Origin of the sequence: Paenibacillus sp. FSL H8-0122 (assembly GCF_038005345.1) — a bacterium.
Lineage (GTDB): Bacteria > Bacillota > Bacilli > Paenibacillales > Paenibacillaceae > Paenibacillus_AQ.
Genome location: NZ_JBBOTB010000001.1, coordinates 3392384 through 3411821, shown reverse-complemented (window position 1 = coordinate 3411821; position 19438 = coordinate 3392384). Strand labels below are relative to the sequence as shown.

At 54.4% G+C, this 19438-nt stretch carries 16 protein-coding genes; 12 read left to right on the top strand and 4 right to left on the bottom strand.

Features of this window, described 5'->3' with window-relative positions:
- Positions 1-121: 121 nt before the first annotated feature.
- The 4 genes from NSS64_RS14985 to NSS64_RS14970 all read left to right on the top strand — a co-directional run bounded on the left by NSS64_RS14985 (position 122) and on the right by NSS64_RS14970 (position 5102).
- Positions 122-913: an SDR family oxidoreductase gene (locus NSS64_RS14985; protein WP_341140621.1), complete on the top strand. Its 792-nt coding sequence runs from the start codon at positions 122-124 to the stop codon at positions 911-913.
- Between the two features lie 240 nt (positions 914-1153).
- On the top strand, positions 1154-1876 hold the full coding sequence (locus NSS64_RS14980; RefSeq protein ID WP_340944578.1) for an MgtC/SapB family protein: 723 nt from the start codon (positions 1154-1156) through the stop codon (positions 1874-1876).
- A gap of 82 nt (positions 1877-1958) precedes the next feature.
- The gene (locus NSS64_RS14975; RefSeq protein ID WP_341140620.1) at positions 1959-2951 is read left to right on the top strand and encodes an aldose 1-epimerase; all 993 of its coding nucleotides are present in this window, start codon (positions 1959-1961) and stop codon (positions 2949-2951) included.
- A 339-nt stretch (positions 2952-3290) separates the two neighbouring features.
- Positions 3291-5102, top strand: a complete 1812-nt coding sequence (locus NSS64_RS14970) for an LTA synthase family protein (protein WP_341140619.1) — start codon at positions 3291-3293, stop codon at positions 5100-5102.
- 15 nt (positions 5103-5117) lie between these two features.
- Here NSS64_RS14970 and NSS64_RS14965 read toward each other — a convergent pair whose 3' ends face one another.
- The 4 genes from NSS64_RS14965 to NSS64_RS14950 form a co-directional block, all read right to left on the bottom strand.
- Positions 5118-6119: a hypothetical protein gene (locus NSS64_RS14965; RefSeq protein ID WP_341140618.1), complete on the bottom strand. Its 1002-nt coding sequence runs from the start codon at positions 6117-6119 to the stop codon at positions 5118-5120.
- Positions 6116-7123 (bottom strand): hypothetical protein, encoded by a 1008-nt coding sequence (locus tag NSS64_RS14960; RefSeq protein WP_341140617.1) that lies wholly within the window; start codon positions 7121-7123, stop codon positions 6116-6118. The genes NSS64_RS14965 and NSS64_RS14960 overlap by 4 nt, the downstream gene beginning before the upstream one ends.
- Positions 7120-8034 carry a helix-turn-helix transcriptional regulator gene (locus NSS64_RS14955; RefSeq protein WP_341140616.1) on the bottom strand — a complete coding sequence of 305 codons (915 nt, stop codon included), beginning with the start codon at positions 8032-8034 and terminating at the stop codon, positions 7120-7122. Before NSS64_RS14955 ends, NSS64_RS14960 begins: the two co-directional genes overlap by 4 nt.
- A gap of 148 nt (positions 8035-8182) precedes the next feature.
- Positions 8183-8371 carry a hypothetical protein gene (locus NSS64_RS14950; protein ID WP_340941297.1) on the bottom strand — a complete coding sequence of 63 codons (189 nt, stop codon included), beginning with the start codon at positions 8369-8371 and terminating at the stop codon, positions 8183-8185.
- Between the two features lie 216 nt (positions 8372-8587).
- Between NSS64_RS14950 and NSS64_RS14945 the strand changes: the two genes are divergently transcribed.
- The 8 genes from NSS64_RS14945 to NSS64_RS14910 all read left to right on the top strand — a co-directional run bounded on the left by NSS64_RS14945 (position 8588) and on the right by NSS64_RS14910 (position 19266).
- Positions 8588-9601 carry a substrate-binding domain-containing protein gene (locus NSS64_RS14945; protein WP_341140615.1) on the top strand — a complete coding sequence of 338 codons (1014 nt, stop codon included), beginning with the start codon at positions 8588-8590 and terminating at the stop codon, positions 9599-9601.
- Positions 9602-9622: 21 nt separating this feature from the next.
- A complete protein-coding gene (locus NSS64_RS14940; RefSeq protein ID WP_341140614.1) occupies positions 9623-11488 on the top strand; it encodes a cache domain-containing sensor histidine kinase in 1866 nt (621 codons plus the stop codon).
- 22 nt (positions 11489-11510) lie between these two features.
- A complete protein-coding gene (locus tag NSS64_RS14935; protein WP_341140613.1) occupies positions 11511-12725 on the top strand; it encodes a response regulator in 1215 nt (404 codons plus the stop codon).
- A gap of 205 nt (positions 12726-12930) precedes the next feature.
- Positions 12931-14040 (top strand): multiple monosaccharide ABC transporter substrate-binding protein, encoded by a 1110-nt coding sequence (chvE, locus tag NSS64_RS14930; RefSeq protein WP_341140612.1) that lies wholly within the window; start codon positions 12931-12933, stop codon positions 14038-14040.
- 102 nt (positions 14041-14142) lie between these two features.
- Positions 14143-15672 (top strand): multiple monosaccharide ABC transporter ATP-binding protein, encoded by a 1530-nt coding sequence (gene mmsA, locus NSS64_RS14925; RefSeq protein ID WP_341140611.1) that lies wholly within the window; start codon positions 14143-14145, stop codon positions 15670-15672.
- Between the two features lie 6 nt (positions 15673-15678).
- On the top strand, positions 15679-16842 hold the full coding sequence (gene mmsB, locus NSS64_RS14920; RefSeq protein ID WP_341140610.1) for a multiple monosaccharide ABC transporter permease: 1164 nt from the start codon (positions 15679-15681) through the stop codon (positions 16840-16842).
- Positions 16843-16996: 154 nt separating this feature from the next.
- Entirely contained in the window at positions 16997-17665 is a 669-nt protein-coding gene (locus NSS64_RS14915; protein WP_340992603.1) for a TraX family protein, read from the top strand.
- Positions 17666-17757: 92 nt separating this feature from the next.
- The gene (locus NSS64_RS14910) at positions 17758-19266 is read left to right on the top strand and encodes a copper amine oxidase N-terminal domain-containing protein (RefSeq protein ID WP_340992604.1); all 1509 of its coding nucleotides are present in this window, start codon (positions 17758-17760) and stop codon (positions 19264-19266) included.
- The last annotated feature ends 172 nt before the right edge of the window (positions 19267-19438 follow it).

Below are 19438 nucleotides of genomic sequence, written 5' to 3'. Positions count from 1 at the left end.
CGGGTCAAGCTTTTTGTCATTATCAGGTGTTCTGGTCCGATTCACTTCCGGGTATGAGAGGTAAAGTTAAGGGAAAGAACATAACTTGAACATCAAACACCAAATGGAGGCGACTGGACATATGACTGCGAAGAAACTGGAAGGCAAGGTAGCGATTGTTACAGGAGGCGGCTCGGGCATCGGCCGGGCATCTGTGCTGGAGTTCGCCAGAAGCGGAGCCAAGGTGGCACTTCTGGACCGGACGGTGGAGAATGCGGAGAAGGTGGCCGCTCAGATCACGAAGGAGGGCGGGGAAGCTGCAGTGTTTGAATGCGATATCGCTGATCCGCCGCAGGTGGAGCATGCTGTGAAACAGGTTATCGAGAAGTGGGGACAGCTGGATGTGGTCTTCGCCAATGCCGGGATTAACGGGGCCATGACACCGATTGAGACGATGGACATCGAGTCCTGGGATCAGACGATTCAGATTAATCTGCGGGGCACCTTCGCCACTGTCAAGTATGCCATCCCCCATCTCAAAGAGAAGGGCGGCAGCATTTTGATCAACAGCTCGATCAACGGTAACCGGGTATTCTCCAATGTCGGGTTCTCTGCCTATAGTACGACCAAGGCGGGTCAGGTGGCTTTTATGAAAATGGCTGCTCTTGAGCTGGCCCAGTACAAGATTCGTGTAAACGCTATCTGTCCGGGAGCAATTACCACGAATATCGATGATAATACCTATCCTTCGGATGATCTTAAGGAAGTGCAGATTGAAGTGGAATTCCCGGATGGCGGGCAGCCGCTGGAGAAGGGGCCGGGGCGTCCGGATCAGGTGGCCAAGCTGGCGCTGTTCCTGGCTTCTGAGGATTCGGATCACATCACGGGTACGGAAATCTACTGTGACGGCGCGGAATCCCTCCTGCACGGCTAATCCTTCTATAAGTCACTCATCGCTCATATGATGGAATAAGTGAAGTCTTCTCTGAAGCGGACGATGTTCCTGGCCGGAGCCTCAGGCAGTACTGCCTGAAGCTCCCGGTTAGCGGGGATAGGCGTCCGTTTCTTTTGTAACCCTGGCAGCAGAAAATTTCAGTAAAGCTTGCAGCGTTTTTCAGGTATACTGTTTCTATGTGCCATGACGGGCGAGAAAGGAGGAAAATGAATTATGAATATGGACCTGCTGCATATGGAGTCAATCATCAAGCTGCTTGTGGCCATGCTGTTCGGGCTGTTCATCGGCATTGACCGCCAATTGAAACAGAAACCGCTGGGAATCCGGACCAGTATGGTCATCAGCATCGCCAGCTGTCTGGTAACTCTGGTATCCATTCATGCCTATGACAAATTCGGCGGACCGGAGCATCCGAACATGGACCCGATGCGTCTGGCGGCGCAGATTGTCAGCGGCATCGGTTTTTTGGGGGCGGGTGTTATTCTGCGCAGAGGCGGAGATGCCATCTCCGGGCTGACCTCGGCGGCGCTGATCTGGACGGCTTCCGGTATCGGGATCGCGGTCGGTGCGGGCTTTTATGTAGAGGCGGGTTACGCGGTTATACTGCTTATGTTCGCCGTTAACGCTGTCCCCCTGCTTATCAAAGCTATCGGGCCTGAAGTGCTGAACAAGCATGAGATCTCCATCAAAATCATTATGGAACCGAATTATATTCTGACGGATGTGATTCAGAAGATTGAGCAGCGGAATGTCATTACCGACCAGCGCAAAACACGTAAAACCGGCCGGACCATCCGGCGAATGAAGATCAAGGATCTTGAGGATGGCAGGCAGATGATCGACATGGTCGTTTCTGCGCCAGACAAGGATTATGCTACGGAAATCTATTATGATGTGAAAAAAATCGAGCATGTCATGAGTGTCGAAGTGGAGCAGCTGTAAAAATGGCATGTTGCCATTCCGGCAGATGTGGTACTCTATCTATGAGAGAGTCATTTTGATCATATGGAAGGGGATTATTGTAATGACACCGATTACAGCATTTGAAGGACACTATGAGGGAGAAGCCGCTGTCTGGCTGAAGGCCGGCCGTTATGAAGCGGCTATTCTGCCGGGCATCGGCGGGAATCTGATCTGCTTCCGGGATACTGAGAGCGGTTACCGTTTCTTGCATGAGCCTGGCGCGGAAGAGATGGAAGCGTTCAAGGCGAACCCGGGCATTCACGGTATTCCTGTACTATTTCCGCCGAACCGTTATGAGGATGGAGAGTTCCCGTGGAATGGACAGACCTATCATTTGCCTGTCAATGAAGCCAAAACCGGCAATCATCTGCATGGCTTCCTACATACAGCTGCATGGGAGGTAGAGGAATTCGGCACCGGTACAAGCGAAAGCTTCGTTACTGTAGCGATCAAGGTGGATGAGAACCATCCGTCCTATCAGTATTTGCCGTTCAAATACACGGTCAAGCTGCGCTATACGCTCGGTGAAGGCGGCCTGTCCCAGCAGCTGCTGGTCCACAATGACGGCGATGTGCTGATGCCTTGCCTGCTGGCGTTCCATACCGCGATTAATGCTCCGTTCGCACCAGGCAGCAGCGCGCAGGATTACCGTGTTAAGCTAACGATCGGCGAACGCTGGGAGCTTAACGAGCGGATGCTGCCAACCGGCAAATTCCAGGAGCTGACTGCCGATGAAGTGGCTCTGCGCGGCGAAGGATTGTATCCGTTCTACGCGTCGATGGACAACCACTACACCGCAGCCGCCCAGAATGGACGGAACCGGATGGAGCTTACCGACAGTAAGGCCGGAGTTACGCTGGTGTATGATGTGGGTACCTCGTATAAGCAATGGATGATCTGGAACAACGGCGCGACCGAAGGCTTCTTCTGCCCGGAGCCGCAGATCAACCTGGTGAACGCCCCGAAGGTGGATCTGCCTGCCGATGACATTGGCTTGTTCGGGCTGGAGCCTGGGGAATATTGGGAGGAGAGCAGCCGGATATACGTGAAGTAGGCTTAGGCACAGGCGTCATTCCGGTGAATATTTGGACTTCCGGCCGCTGTTGTCCCCAGATTTCTTGATTTGTACCGCTTACCGCGGTGGAAATCCGGGGACAAAGGCGGACGCTACCGCTCCTACAGTTCCAAAATCCCCCTCCAATCCTTGGCCTAATTAGTTATTATCCTTTTCAGTCTATCCCGCTGGGATGAGAATAGAAAAGAGAGAAGAGCAGTGTCTGATGTTTGGATGCTGCTCTTTTTTTGGCGTTGTGCCCATTTGGCTACTGAATTTTAAGGCGGTTTTAAGCTAAAAGGCGTATACTACTCCTTTAACAGTTAGGAGTGAATGCACTTGTCGCGGTTATTGCCATCGAAGCGTTTGTCGTATTTATTGATCATTTTGCTGGCTGTGGGATTTGGGCTGAATTTGTTTTTGCAGGCTGCTTCTTTTCGGATGGATGTGCTTCATGCATTGGAGTGGGTTGGCGCTTATCCTTGGCTGTATTGTACCGGAAGTCTGTTTATTTTCTTCATCCTGCTCTTAAGCTCAGTGATTGTGCCGAATGCGTATGCGGGGCCGGCGGTGGTCTCGGCGCTGTTCGTGCTGCTGGGGATTGCCAGTGATCAGAAGCTGGCTACGAGAGGCGAACCGCTGTTTCCGTGGGATCTGATGCTGCTGAAGAATGCCGAAGGAATGAGCAAGATTACCAGCGGGATGATCTCTCCGTTTGCTATAGGGACCGCTGTTCTGGTGGTTGCCGGTCTGGTCCTTGTGATTATTAAGCTGCCGAAGAACCGGATCAGACTGTCCTTGCGCGTGACGCTGGCAGGAATATCTGTGGGGCTAAGCGCGTGGTTTCTTGTGCTGGTCACCGGTCAATCTCCTGTCGTTGCAGCAATGAGCTATCAGAACATCTTCTGGAACCAGAAGGTGAATTATACGCAGAACGGGTTCGTCTATGCGTTCGCCGGGAATTTGCGGCAGAGCCTGATGGACAAGCCGGAGGGCTACAGCCGCGAAGCGGTTGAAGCGGTAGCTGCCAATTATTCAGCATTGCCGGAGGCACCGGTACAGGCCACGCCAGGGGAGCAGCCGAACATTCTGTTTATGATGAATGAGGCGTTCTTCGACCCTACGCGCCTGCCCGGATATACGCTTAGCGAAGATCCGCTGAAGTTCATCCATGGGGTGGCGGGCCAGACGCCGTCCGGTTATTTGCTGTCCCCGGAATTCGGCGGCAATACGGCTAATGTGGAGTTCGAGGCCCTGACCGGGCTGTCGATGTATTTTCTGGGGGATGGAACGATTCCTTATCAACAGCGCATCGTCAAAATGTCCTCCCTGCCGTCGATCGTCAGTATTCTGAAGGACAGAGGGTATGAGGCACTGGCGCTGCATCCGTTCGATGATACCTTCTATAACCGTAACCGTGTCTATCCGGTGCTGGGGTTCGACCGCTTCACAAGTGAGAAGGATCTGCCGGACGCTGACCGCCTGACTCCAGAGGGGTATGTCTCGGATAAAGCAGCTGTACAGGAGGCGGTCCAGCAGCTTCAAGAGGCATCGGGCCCGGCATTCCTGCATCTGGTGACGATGCAGAATCATTTTCCTTTCACCAAAGGCCTGAACGGACCGAATACCATCACCGTTCAAGGCGGACTGCCAGAGCAGAAGGATGAGCTGGAGACTTATGTGCAGGATACCAAGCTGACAGACGAGGCCATGGCTTATCTCCAGCAGGAGCTGCTGAAGATCAAGCGGCCCACCATCGCGGTGTTCTGGGGAGATCATCTGCCTGCGCTCAGCGCCGGGATCTATACCGCAGCAGGCTGGGATCAGGAGCCAAGGCTGAAGCATGAGACGAAGCTGTTGGTACTCGCTAACTTTGAGATCGGGAAAGAGCCGCTCGGGACGCTTAGCCCGGCCTTTCTCGGCCCTGCGGTCTTCCGGTTATCCGGGCAGACGCTGCCGGCCTTTTATAAGCTGCTGGAGCAGGTACGGGCGGAAATTCCGGGACTTAGCAAGAAGGTGCTAATCGGGCCGGGCGATACCGGAATTCTGCAGGAGCTGACCCCTGAGCAGCAGGCGCTGCTGGATGACTACCGTCTGGTCGAATATGACCTGCTGGAAGGGGAGAAATATGCGGAGTCGCTGATGTTCTGAGCACTCCGCCGTGGCTTAGCGCAGCCCCACATCATGGAAGCGGTTCTCAATCGGCTCCCGCAGCAGCAGACGAATGGACTGGATCGCTGCGGTCTCGATACGCTTCGCTTCCCGGAGGAGCGGAATCAGGCCCTCAGCATTAATGGAACATGGAGCCTCTGCAGCTTGTACGGGCCTCTCGTTAAGAGCGTCTGTAATTTCATTATAGACAGCGGCCAGAGCCGTATAATGTTCAGCAATCCCTTCAAGTTCGGGCCAGTACAGGCTGGCTTCCCATGCGTAGGCTGCCGTATCCTGTTTCATTCCTGCATAGAAGGTCAGCGTCTCATAGGCTCCGGCAGCATCATAGTTCCCGTCCGCCAAGGCCTCAAGCATGGCATCATAGGCCTTAAGGCCGCAGGCATATTGCGATTCCGGCAGCATCGGATCATGAACCTCTGCCTTGTACACCGCTTGAATGAAGGACTCTCTGATTACCTGAAGCCTATCTTTTGGGACCTGACCTTCATAGATCTGGCCGTACCAATAAGGTGAATCATTCCTCCCAAGCTGCTCGTAAGGCAGTTCGTGCTCAGCGGCTGAATTCAGCTCCTTGTAATAAAAGAGCTGCTGCTGATCATCACAGCGGGTAATCACTACGAACCGGTCCTTCCAGCAGACCACCCCGGTGCCCTGCTTAAGTGATTGACGGATTGCCGCAATGGCCTGCTTCTGATAGAGAGGGAAGGTAGGGCTGAAGTTAAAGCCTGCACCCTGCATGGCGATAAGGCCGATCAGATCTGCCGCTACGAAATGTTCAGCCGCCCAGTTATAAGCTGTAGCTGAATCCGGGTGAAGCTGCCTGTGCACGGACAGGCGGAAACATAAGGCCGTCATGCCGGACAGCATATGGACGGGCAGGCTGAACCAGCCTTTGGCCGAGAGGACCTGGTGCATGGCATCTGCAAAAGAAGAAGAGAGCGGCACACGCTGCTGATCCGTAGCGGGTGAAGCTTGTTTGTTATGATAATCACTCATCGTGCGGTATGCGCCCCCCATCTCGGCAGTGTGGACCGTTTCCGGTCCGGGTACTGTTCTGAAATTATCCGAACCAATTGCATGGCCCGCTCCTCCAGCTCCAAGGCCTTCTCCAAAGCAGAGCAGAGGGAAGGAAGCTGTTCCTGGTTCAGCAGCTTGCTCCCATTCTCCTTCTGGATTGCAGCAGCCATCGGGCCGGCCAGCTCCTCCGCCAGCTCATCATACAAGCGGCTGACTTCCTTAAGACCCGGCAATACGGACTGAACCTCCCGCAGATAAGCGGAGATCTCGGTCCGTGAAGTCATGTACGATTCAAGGATGTAAATAGCGCCGTAGCTGTCGAATCCGCCCTGCTGAAGCGCCCGGATCAGGAAGCTGTAGGCCAGGCGGCCTGAACCGAGGCTTAAGTCAGGAAGTGTTTTGTGAGGAGTCTCCCAATCCTCCAGCGCAAGCCGCAGCGACTCCAGTACAGCATCCTGCAGCGGAATCTTCACACGCTCTCCGATATACATACAGTCCCAGAAGGGCGTGAAGTTCAGGCCGAAGTTATCATACAGCACAACCTGCGTCTCACCGGACCAGCCATCCTGTACATAGAACACCCGGTCATCCTCATCATAACCATGAATCACGCCGAATTCCGGTATCCAGTAGATGCAGGCCCGGCCGCGGTCCAGACTCTGCTTGACATTGTCAATGGCGATCCGTTGATACTCCCCGAACGAATCATGTCTGGTTCTTCCGCCGTCATATTGGAAGAAGATGCCGAGGTTATCGGCGGCCGCACTATGCTCTGTGCCCCACTGCCCATAAGCCGTAACGGATAAGGGGAGGAGCTTCTCGTGTACGGTGAATTTGAAGGCCATGCCGCTTAGCCCGGAGAGCATGAATTTCGGACCCTCGAATAAACCGGCGGCAGTCACTACGGCATAGAGCGCATCGGTAAAAGATTTGGATTCACGCTTCATCTGAACGACAAGAATTACGCTGGATCGCTTGCTCACTGTTCATTCTCCTGTTCATCCAGCCGTCTCACTGCAACCTCACAGATGCTGCGGAGCTTGTCCTTCAGCCATTTGGGAGACAGGAGGGCACTCCACTCCGAGTGGAGCAGATGTGCAATGAACGCGCTGGTATCATAAAAATCAACTTCGTAGACATCCTCAGCAGCAGCACGGAGCCGATAACCACCCCATGAGCTGTCCTGAGGTACTTGGTTAATACGTATTCTCGCCGTGAACGGCTTCAAGGGTCTGGTCTGCTCCGCCGGTGCCGCAGGGCCGTCTTCACCGGCTGTGAAGACCCTGCCGGTAAGTGTTAACTGACGGATGCCGGACAGGCTGAAATACTCACTCCGGCCATCGCCCTCCATAGCGGCCTCCAGATAATCTTCCTCCACCCGCCGGCTTAGCCGCAAAGGGCAGAGATACAGCTCCTGCGAAGTGTCCTGCCCGGCACAGTAGAGAACATGGACCACCCTGCGGGCCGAGATCGCCTGCTCCAGCATCTCCATCATCTGTATGCGGTGGGCATTCACTTCAAAGACAGGCAGCTTAAGCTCCCTGTCCGTAAGAGGCTGCTCCGTGAAGCGCTCCAGCAGCCCCCCGACCTTGCGTATACTCTGGGCATTCTCATAATCATAGTGGCTATACCGGTAAGCCAGATATTTAAGCACCCGCTGTTCCTCGTCCGTAATGTACAGATGAGGCAGCACGAAGCTGTTGTCCTCGTATATATATCCGCGCTGCTTCGCCACATACCGGAGCGGAGCCCGCAGCGATTCTGTCAGGTATTCAATATCCCGCTGGGCCTGGCGACCTGAAATCTCGAACTGCTCCGCCAGCTTGCTGCTGTTCGGATACGCCAGCTGGCGGACCTGCTGGTCAAACCACTGAATCCGGTGAATATGGCTCATGCTGCTCCTCCCGCTCCTTTCAGTAGCTTTCAGTATAGCTCCTGATGATTATGAAGACCAGCGGGACAACTTCCCTGAATAAGAAAACAAGGATGCTCCCTGCTCCCATGCACGAAGCATGAAGCAGGGCAGACATCCCTGTATCGCCTTACTTGGTTGCTGCGTCCACTCTAACCTGCGTGGCTTTGTCGCAGCGCTTGCAGACCTTTAGGGCGGTGCCGTCGGATTTTATTTTGGTGTAGAGCAGCTTGATCCGGGTGGACCCGCAGACCGGGCAGGTGCCGCGTCCGCGGGAAGGGAGGGTCCAGAGAACCCGTCCGCGTTTGGTTTTTGACATTCTTGTAATCCTCGTTTCATTGAATTGATGGTACTTGTCCAGTATAGAACAATCGGTACGACATAAAATGTCGTAGCAGATAACGATCTTTATCTATAGGCTCTGTAACGTAATTGACGGAACGGCTGCCAAGCCAGTAGACTAGATTGGTCATAGATGGAAGAACCTGGGGCCTGTGGGCCTTCGGCATTCATTGTAATGAAAGGGGTTACATATGTGAAAAAGCTGTGGCTCGTCTATGTGCTGTTAATCGGCATCTTCGTGCTCTACGTGCTGAATTACAAGCAGCAGGGAAAGGCGGCAGACCCGTGGGAGACTACCGGACTGCGCGGTAATATTGAGGACAAATATGTGATGGTTACGTTCCAGATCGGCATTGATTACTGGAAAAGTGTGCTGAAGGGCTTCGAGGATGCCGCAGAGGAGCTTAATGTATCCGTCGAGTATCACGGCTCTACCCAGCATAACGCGAGTGAACAGATGACGGTGCTGGAGCAGACCATCGCCAAGAAGCCGGCGGGAATTGCCATCTCGGCCGTGAATTCCAAGCTGCTTACAGCGACGATTAACAAGGCTGTGGAGAGCGGCATTCCGGTAGTGCTGTTTGATTCGGGAGCGGAGGGCAGCAAGGCGTATTCCTTCCTGGGAACGGACAATTATAATGCCGGAACGAAGGCGGCGCATAAGATGGCCGAGCTGACCGGGGGCAAGGGCGAGGTCGCCATTATCACCACACCGGATCAGCATAATCACCAGGAGCGGACGGACGGCTTCACGGATACCATCCGCAGCAAGTACCCGCAGATGAAGCTGGTGGCGGTCAAGGATGGGCGGGGAGATCAGGTGGCCTCCAGGGAGGCTGCCGAGCAGCTGCTGGTGCGTTATCCGCAGCTGGCAGGGATTTTTGCCACGGAAAGTAATGGCGGTATCGGGGTTGCGGAAGCCGTGGAAGCCGCCCCTGGCAGCGGACCGGTCCCGCAGATTATCAGCTTCGATACGGATAAAGGCACACTCGATCTGGTGAAGGAAGGCAAGATTGCCGCAACCATGGCGCAGGGCACCTGGAATATGGGCTACTGGTCGCTGACCCAGTTGTTTCATCTGCACCGTGATCTGGAGGCTGACCCTGAGGCCTATGCCAATAACAAGCCCCTGCCTGTCCCCGATTCTGTAGATACCGGAATTGATGTGGTCACGCGGCAGAATGTGGACAATTATTATGCCAAATAGGCGGCAGAGGGGGAGCCTGTGATGCGCAAGGCCGGCGTGAGCATGGAGAAGCTGAAGCTGAATAATATGCCAATCCGCTATAAGCTGATTATTCACTTTTTGCTGATTAGCATTCTGCCTTCTATTGGACTGGGGCTGTTGATTGGCTGGACGGTGGACCGGATCGTGGAGGAGCAGAGCACCGAGAACACGATGCAGCTCATCCGCAAGGTGAATACGGCCATAGAGAGTGATGTGGAGAATCTGCAGAAAATTACATACCTGATCTCGTTCGATCCGGGCGTCCAGAAGTTCCTGAAGGGGGCGTCACCGGCTCCGGCACAGCCGGACCCCGCAGCGGGCAATGGGGAATCGGCGGAGTACAATATCCGCAAATTTCTGCAGGGCTTTACCACACTCAGCTCCGAGATAGCAGGCATCATGCTGGTCAACCGTGAAGGCGATTTCATCAGCAACGAGATGTATACCCGTTCCGGTACCCGGCTGACGGAGGAGAGCTGGTACAAGCAGGCGGCAGAGAATAAGGGGATCTTCCTGATCGTCGGGCATTCGTATGGCCGTGCGGTCAGGTCCCATGTGGACTATAAGGAGAGTGAGGTAGTCTCTGCTGTAAGGGCCATTGTGAATCCTGAGACGCAGGTGGTCCAGGGCGTGGTGCTGGTGGATCTGAAGCTGCGGGTGATCGCGGAGACGGCTAGAGATGTCACGCTCGGCAAAACCGGATATCTGACAGTGGTGGACAATCGCGGAGAGATGATCTACGCGCCGCAGCATCCTTTAATGCGTACCATCCCGGCAGGTCTGTTCACCGAGTCCTCGGGCATTACCTCGGAGACAGTAGACGGCCGCAAGCTTCAGCTGATCTACCGGACCTCGCCGTTTACCGGCTGGACCACGATGGGCGTGTTCCCGATGGATGAATCGGCTTATGGAATCCGCGAGATTACGTTCAATGTTGTTACCTTTGTATTTGTAGTCTGTATGCTGGGCATGACCGCATCGTTCTATCTGGCCTATTCGATCTCCCGTCCTATCGGCCAGCTGGCTTCCTTCATGAGCAAGGCGCAGTCCGGCGATCTGACGATCCGCTACTGGGGCAGCCGTTCCGATGAGATCGGGCTGCTCGGCCGCAGCTTCAATACGATGCTGGCCCAGATTGGCCGGCTGCTATCCCTGACCGAGCTTCAGGCGCGGCAAAAGCGTGAGGCGGAGCTGCGCAGTCTCCAGGCGCATATCAAGCCGCATTTTCTGTACAATACGCTGGATACGATTCACTGGATGGCCCGCAGCAAGGGAGCGGAGGATATCGCCGAGGTCGTCCAGTCCCTCTCCAGGCTGTTCCGGCTGGGCTTAAGCAAAGGGAGCGATATCATACCGCTCTCCGATGAGCTGGAGCATATCGTCAGCTATCTGAAAATTCAGCATGTCCGTTATAGCACGAAGCTGACGTATTCCATTGAAGTGGAGCCGCACTTACAGGAGCTGTATGTGCTTAAGCTGCTGCTGCAGCCGATGGTGGAGAACGCGATCTATCACGGCATCAAGGAGCGGCGCGGCCTCGGACACCTCTCCATTGCAGTCGTGGAACGGGACAACGACCTGTCTCTTACTGTTCGCGATGATGGTGCAGGGATGTCTGCAGATAAGCTGAAGGAGCTCAGGCGGCGGCTTGAAGCGGTAGGTACAGAAGAACTGGAGCGCCCGGAGACGGAAATAGCTGTAACAGGCACCGCAGGAAGCGGCTACGGCATATTGAATGTGCAGGCGCGGATCAGGCTGACCTATGGAGCGCCGTACGGTATCCAGATAGAGAGCGGGCCGGGTCAGGGAACTCTTGTAACGGTGCGTCATCCGGTTGTTCGTGAGAGTTACCCAGAGAAGCAATAGGATAGAGGAGGATGATCTGTACATGATGGACAAATGGAAAGTAATCATTGCCGATGATGAGCGCATTATCCGGGAGGGCATCCGGCAATGCGTGGACTGGGATAGCCTGGGTATGGAGGTGACGGCAGAGGCAGAAGACGGGGAGCAGGCGCTGGAGCTGGCTGTGGAGCATGCCATCCATATCGCCCTGGTGGACCTGAACATGCCGATTATGCATGGCATGGAGCTGATGAAGCGGCTGCGGGAAGCGCTGCCCGGCTGTAAGATTATTGTAATCACCGGCCACGATGAATTCGCTTATGCGCAGGAGTCGATCCGGCTGCAGGTGAATGATTATATTCTCAAGCCTGCGGAACCGAAGCAATTGATGCAGGTGCTGCGGGGTGTCCGCGATGAGCTGGAGTCCGAGCGGCAGCAGAGCCAGCATCTGGAGCAGGCTTCCCGGCAGCTGATGAAGAACTTCCCGCTGCTGCGCGAGCGCTTCTGCCAGGAATGGCTGGACGGTAATCTGAGCCAGGCGGAGATCCGGGAGCAGCTGCAATTCCTCAAGCTTCCGCCGCAGCGGCCGGAGCTGATCGGCATCATCCGCTGGAGGTGGGAGGGCCAGCATCCGGCGATGAAGGAGAAGGAGCGGCAGCTCTTCTTATTCGCCATAGAGAATATCGCCTCCGAGCTTTTGGACCCGTATCCTAAGGTGATGTTCCGGGACGCCGCCGGATTGATCGTTATCCTGCTGTGGGATGCCGCAGGGGAGCGCATCCTGGCCGGAGTGGAGGCCGCAGTGCGCAGCCATCTCAAAATCGCCGTTGAAGTCGGCACCCGGCCGATCCAGGGCGAGATTACAGAGCTGGCCGCCGCCTACCGGAGCTGCCGGATGGCGCTGGTCAAGGAGCAGCCGCTGTCCCCGCTCGTCCGCCGGGCGAAGCAGCATATCCAGGAGCATTACAGCGAATACGGGCTTACCCTGGAGGCCACAGCAGGCCTGCTTCAAGCCTCCCCGGTCTATCTGAGCCGCCTGTTCAAGCAGGAGGTGGGTGAATCCTTCGGCGCGTATCTGACCCAGACCCGCATCCGCCGGGCCGCCCAGCTTCTGCATTCCACCGACCTCAGTATTAACGAGGTGGCGGAGCAGTCAGGCTACGAGACCCAGCATTATTTCAGCACAGCCTTCAAGAAGCAGACTGGAGTGGCACCGCTGCAGTTCCGTAAAGGGGTGCAGGCTGAGGTACGCAAGTAACTGAAGATACTGAATTAACAGTGGGGGAATGCTTCAGCAGCCATCTATAGGCGCGACGCATTCCTTTTTATATATATAAAGTTGAAATTTCACAAAAACAGTAGCCTCAGTGTAAATACGGCACCTGCCCCCGGTTGCTATACTCGATTTGTCACACGGGAATACCTGTGGAAGACATCAGAATAGTTCAGGGGGTAGTGCAGGAATGAAAAAATATTCAATGATCACGCTTCTGCTAACACTGGTACTCATCTTATCTGCATGCGGCAACAGTGGTAATTCATCCAGCAGCGCTGGCAGCTCTTCCGGCGGCGGGGACACATCGAAGGGCAAGGTGGGCATTGCGATGCCGACCAAATCTTCGGAGCGCTGGGTGAATGACGGCAACAACATGGTCAAGGAGTTCGAGAAGCTGGGCTACGGGACGGATCTGCAATATGCGGAGGATGTCGTCGAGAATCAGGTCTCGCAGATTGAGAACATGATCACCAAAGGTGTGAACGCGATTGTAATCGCTTCAATTGACGGCGAGGCGCTGACGGATGTGCTGCAGAAGGCGCATGACGCCAACGTTAAGGTGATCGCTTATGACCGTCTGATCAAAAAAAGTGAATTCGTAGACTATTATGCGACCTTCGATAATTTCAAGGTGGGTGTGCTGCAAGGCTCTTACATTGAAGAGAAGCTTGGCCTGAAGGACGGCAAAGGCCCGTTCAACATCGAGCTGTTCGGCGGATCGCCGGATGACAACAATGCCTACTTCTTCTTCGATGGCGCCATGTCGATTCTGAAGCCTTACATTGATTCCGGTAAACTGGTGGTCCGCAGCAAGCAGCTTACGATGGATAAGGTAGCTACGTTGCGCTGGGACGGAGCTGCCGCCCAGTCACGGATGGATAACCTGCTGAGTGCGAACTATGCGGGCGATAATCTGGACGCTGTCTTGTCTCCATACGATGGCATCAGCATTGGTATCCTGTCTTCGCTCAAGGGCGTAGGCTACGGCTCCGGTGACAAGAAGCTTCCGGTGGTTACCGGACAGGACGCCGAGCTGGCTTCCGTGAAGTCCATTCTGGCCGGAGAGCAGACCCAGACAGTATTCAAGGATACCCGCGAGCTGGCCAAGAAGGCAGTGGAGATGACGGAGAGTGTGCTGAAGGGGACCGAAGCCGAAGTCAACGATACCACTACCTACGACAATGGTGTCAAAATCGTCCCGTCCTACCTGCTTGAGCCGGTCTCTGTGGATGCGGCCAACGTGGATAAAGTGCTGGTGGACGGCGGGTACTACACCAAAGAGCAGCTCGGACAATAATAATCCGCAGCAATTTCTCGCGGTTTCCCGGCGGCATTGAACAACGAAAAAATCCGCCGGAGAACCGCTGCACAGTCACAAGGAAAGCTGGGTGAGAGGCATATGAGTGAAATTATTTTGGAGATGAAAGGCATCACCAAGACATTCCCCGGCGTCAAAGCGCTCTCGTCAGTCAATCTGCAGGTGAAGGCAGGCGAGATCCACGCCCTCTGCGGAGAGAATGGGGCAGGCAAGTCCACGCTGATGAAGGTGCTTAGCGGAGTGTATCCGCACGGGACGTATGAAGGGGATATCTATTACCAGGGGCAGGTATGCCAGTTCAAGGATATCAAGGACAGCGAGGGCCTGGGGATCGTCATTATCCATCAGGAGCTGGCGCTGATTCCGTATTTGTCGATTTCGGAGAACATCTTCCTCGGCAATGAACAGGCCAGACGCGGGGTGATCAACTGGAACGAAACGACGGTCAAGACCAAGGCGCTGCTAACGACCGTCGGCCTCAAGGAATCGCCGTTTACAGGAGTCTCTACGATAGGTGTCGGCAAGCAGCAGCTTGTAGAGATCGCGAAGGCGCTCTCCAAGGAAGTGAAGCTGCTCATTCTCGACGAACCGACAGCGGCGCTGAATGAGGATGATAGCGAGAACCTGCTGTTGCTCATTCTGGAGCTGAAGAAGCAGGGGATATCCTCGATTATCATTTCCCACAAATTGAACGAAATCGAGAAAATAGCGGATTCCGTCACGATTCTGCGGGATGGACAGACCATCAAGACCCTGGATATGAAGCAGGATGCCGTTACAGAGGATGTCATTATCAAAGGCATGGTCGGGCGTGATCTGACGAACCGTTACCCTGAGCGTACACCGGATCCGGGCGAGACGATCTTCGAGATCCGGGACTGGAATGTCTATCATGAGACCCAGGCGGACCGCAAAATGCTGGATCAGATCAATCTCCACATCCGGCGGGGTGAGGTGGTCGGCATTGCCGGGCTGATGGGTGCAGGGCGCACGGAGCTGGCGATGAGTGTGTTCGGCAAGTCCTATGGCAAGCGGATCAGCGGCCAGACTTTTATGCACGGCAAGGAGGTACACCTGAATAACATCAGCCAGGCGATAGAGCATGGGTTAGCCTACGTAACCGAGGACCGCAAGCATTACGGCCTGATCCTGATCGACGATATCAAGCGGAACATCTCGCTCAGCAGCCTGAAGAAGCTCTCCCGTCATGGCGTCATTAATGAGAACGAGGAGGTACTGGTCGCAGAGGAATACCGCAAGAAGCTGAACATCAAGACCCCCAGCATCCTGCAAAAAACCGTGAATCTCAGCGGCGGCAACCAGCAGAAGGTGGTACTCAGCAAATGGATCTACGCCCAGCCGGATGTGCTGATCCTCGATGAGCCTACGCGGGGCATCGATGTCGGGGCCAAATACGAAATCTATTCCATCATCAACAGTCTTGCCGCAGAGGGGAAGGGCGTGCTGGTCATCTCTTCCGAGCTGCCGGAAATTATCGGGATGTGCGACCGGATCTACACCATGTGTGAAGGGCGGATCAGCGGGGAAGTGGAGCGGAAGGACGCCACGCAGGAGCTTTTGATGAAATTTATGACACGAAGCAGGGGGTAACACCGCATGGGAGCCATTAGTGAACTGTTCAAAAAAAATATCCGCCAATACGGCATGATCATTGCCTTGATTTTTATTTCGGTGTTCTTTCAAATTCTGACCGACGGCATTCTGCTGAAGCCGCTGAACGTGACCAATCTCATTCTGCAGAACAGCTACATACTGGTGCTGGCTATCGGGATGGTGCTGGTAATCATCACTGGGCATATCGACCTCTCGGTCGGCTCGGTAGCTGCCTTCATCGGTGCCCTGTCGGCCATTATGATGGTGGATATGGAGCTGAATCCGGTGCTGGCCGTAGTCATCTCGCTGCTGATGGGCGCGCTGGTCGGGGCCTGGCAAGGCTTCTGGGTCGCTTATGTCAAAATCCCGGCGTTCATCGTGACCCTGGCGGGCATGCTGCTGTTCCGGGGCCTGACGATGATCGTGCTGAACGGGCAGTCGATTGCGCCTTTCCCGAAGACGTTTCAGAAGATCAGCTCCGGGTTCATTCCCGATGTCGCTAGCGGGGGCTCGCTGAATGTGCTGACCCTGATCATCGGCGTCCTATTGTCGCTGCTGGTGATCTATCAGGAAATCCGCAGCCGCCGGATCACCGTGAAGTACGGTTTTGAGCGGTCTCCAATCTGGATGTCCGTTGCCAAAGCCGCTGCGCTGGTGGTTGTCATCAACCTGTTCACCTATGTTCTGGCACAATATAACGGGATTCCTAACATTCTTGTCATTCTGATGGTGCTGATTGTGATGTACTCCTTCGTCATGAACCACATGACCATGGGGCGGCATATCTATGCCCTGGGCGGCAATGAGAAGGCGGCAAGCCTCTCCGGCGTCAAAACCAAACGGGTGACCTTCTGGGTATTCGTCAACATGGGTGTACTCGCTGCCCTTTCCGGTCTGGTCTTCGCGGCCCGCCTGAACTCGGCTACCCCTAAGGCCGGTACGAACTTCGAGCTGGATGCTATCGCTGCCTGCTTCATCGGCGGAGCCTCCGCGTCGGGGGGAATCGGAACTGTGGTCGGCGCCATCATCGGCGGTCTGGTCATGGGCGTCATGAACAACGGCATGTCGCTCGTCGGCCTCGGCGTAGACTGGCAGCAGGGGATCAAGGGACTGGTGCTGCTGCTTGCCGTAGGCTTTGATATCTATAACAAGTCGAAGACAGCCTGATATTAGGATAAAATGGGCCGGAACTGCTCCAGAGGGAGCGGCTCCGGCTTGCCTGTCGTACAAGTTCTCCCGCATAGCTTGCAGCATCTGCCTTTGACATGGATAATAGCACCTAAGGTGCTTTATATTTCATGAACGTAACAGGAGGCTACAGATGCAGATTATTGCCATGCTGACCATGCTGATTGACCATGTCGGCCTGATCTTTTTCCCGGGTGAGCTTGCCTGGAGATATGTGGGGAGAATTGCCTTTCCGATCTACTGCTACGCGCTGGCGCAAGGCTATATCCATACCTCCTCCAGACCCCGCTATTTCCGGCGGCTGCTCGTCATCGCTGTGCTGGCACAGATTCCGTACAATCTGGCGATTCATCCGGGAGGCTGGAACGTCGTATTCACCCTGCTGATCTCAGCGCTGGTCCTTGCCCTGCTTGATAAGCTGCCGAATCTGTGGACGGGTATTCCGGTAGTAGCCGTGGCTGTGCTGCTGATGGATGCTTTGCCGCTCGACTACAACGCGTACGGCCTGCTGCTGGTGCTGATCTTCCGTTATACCCGTTCTTACGTGCTGGTGCTGGCACATTTGGCGCTGAATGTATTCTATCTGTTCTATTATAATTGGCTGGTGCAGATGGCCAGCATTATTCCGACCCTTCTGATTGCGCTGACTCCGGGTTTTTGGGTGCTGCTGGAGAAGAAGCGTCTGCCGCGCTGGGTCTGGTGGTGCTTTTATCCGGCCCATTTAGCAATACTTGCGTTGGTAAAGTTTCTCTTTTTCAAAGAATGGGTATTTATAGAATGGCGGAGTTTATTTAGCGTATGAGGGTTCATCATTTCCAGGTGCTGTATTTACAAATCCATGCTCCTCTGAGATGATGGGTACGTTGCCAAATTATGAGCTAGAGGAGACATGCTATGAAGAAAATGAAAGCAAGAACCAAATGGCTGGTGCCGATTCTCGCCCTGCTGCTGATTCTGTCAGGCTGCCAAGCCGTTGGCGGCTTCGATGTCAATAAGGCACTGCTGGGGGATCTGGATGTCAAATCCTCTGAATCCAGCACTACGATGACCCTGAACGCTGTTCCTGCAGCAGGTATCACCGCAGAGGACAAGGAAGTTATTGATCTTATTAATTCCTTATCGCTCACGCTCGGCCATGTGAAGGTTCAGGATAACGGCAACGTCTCGGCCACGGGAGTTGTGGGTTACAAGGAGTTCAAGATACCTTTCTCCCTCTTCACCGACCAGAAGAACCTGGTCTTCACCGCTGAAGGCGCGAAGCAGCCGTTCTACATGCCGCTTCAGAGCAATGAAATGTTGCTCGGTCTGGAAGCAACCGATCCGGCCAAGACCTTGGAATTCACTAAGCTGGCCTCCCAGTTTGTGATCAAGAATCTTCCGAATCCGGGTGCGATCACAGTGACATCCGTTAATGAATCCGTATACGGCCAGCCAACCAGCTTGACGAAGCTACATACGGAAATTACAGGGGAAGAGCTTCCGGTATTGCTTAAGAGCTTCCTGAGATCTGTGTCGAAGGATACCGAAGGCTTCACCGCTCTGATTAGCGGTCTATATGATTACATGTATCCGCTCATCAAAGACAGAGCTGAAGATCTGAACAGCATCGGTCTGGGCGATATTCCGCTGGAAGACAAAGAAGGGGTAGTCACCGTAGTGCATGATGCAGCCAAGCTGGCTGTGGATGCTCTCCTGCTCGTCTATGACAAGCAACTGGAGAACCTCTATGAATCGACCCCTGAACTCAAGACTGTTCTCGGCAAGGATACGAAGCTGACTGCGGATATCTTCGTTGATAACGGCTTCCATGTCCGCAAACAGAACATCGACTTCAATGTTGCTCTTCCGGCCGATGAATATCTGCCGCTGCAGAGCATCAGCATGAAGCTGGTGTCCGAGACCTGGAATGTGAACGGTCCGGTAACGGCTGATCCAATCAGCACCGTGGGTGCAATTGATTATTCCAAGGGTGACCTTACTCCAGGGGAAACGCTGAGAAACTTCGATGCCAATTCATCCGTTTATAAGCTGCTCAAAGAGGAGATGGCAATTACCTCCAAGAGCCTGATGATCGCACCGGATGACGATTACTATTATCCGGTCGTGAAGAATGGCACTACCTATGTACCGCTGCGCTATGTCGCAGAGGATCTGGATGCCAAGGTAGAGTGGGATGGACCTAACAAATCGATCAAAGTAACTGACGATGTATACGGCGATCAGCTCGTATTCAAAATCGGTTCCGCGCAGGCACAAATTGCCGGCAAGACCGTGAAGCTTCCGTTAGCAGTATTCGTAGATGAGTACGGAGATGCTAATGTGCCGCTGCGTGTATTGGCTGAAGGCCTGCATGCTACGGTTGAAGTAGATGATGACGGCTATATCTGGATTGAACGTCCGTAAGAAGTACCATTATAGTCAACAAACCGGGACCCCTGAGCAATCAGGCGGTTCCGGTTTTTTTGTTGAATAGGAAATTATGATTTTCGTCCGGTGTCTTGGAGCATCGGCAGGATCATATTCTGGATCAGTAATAGGATTTCACCGGACACATGGACAGCGCGTGGTCATCTGG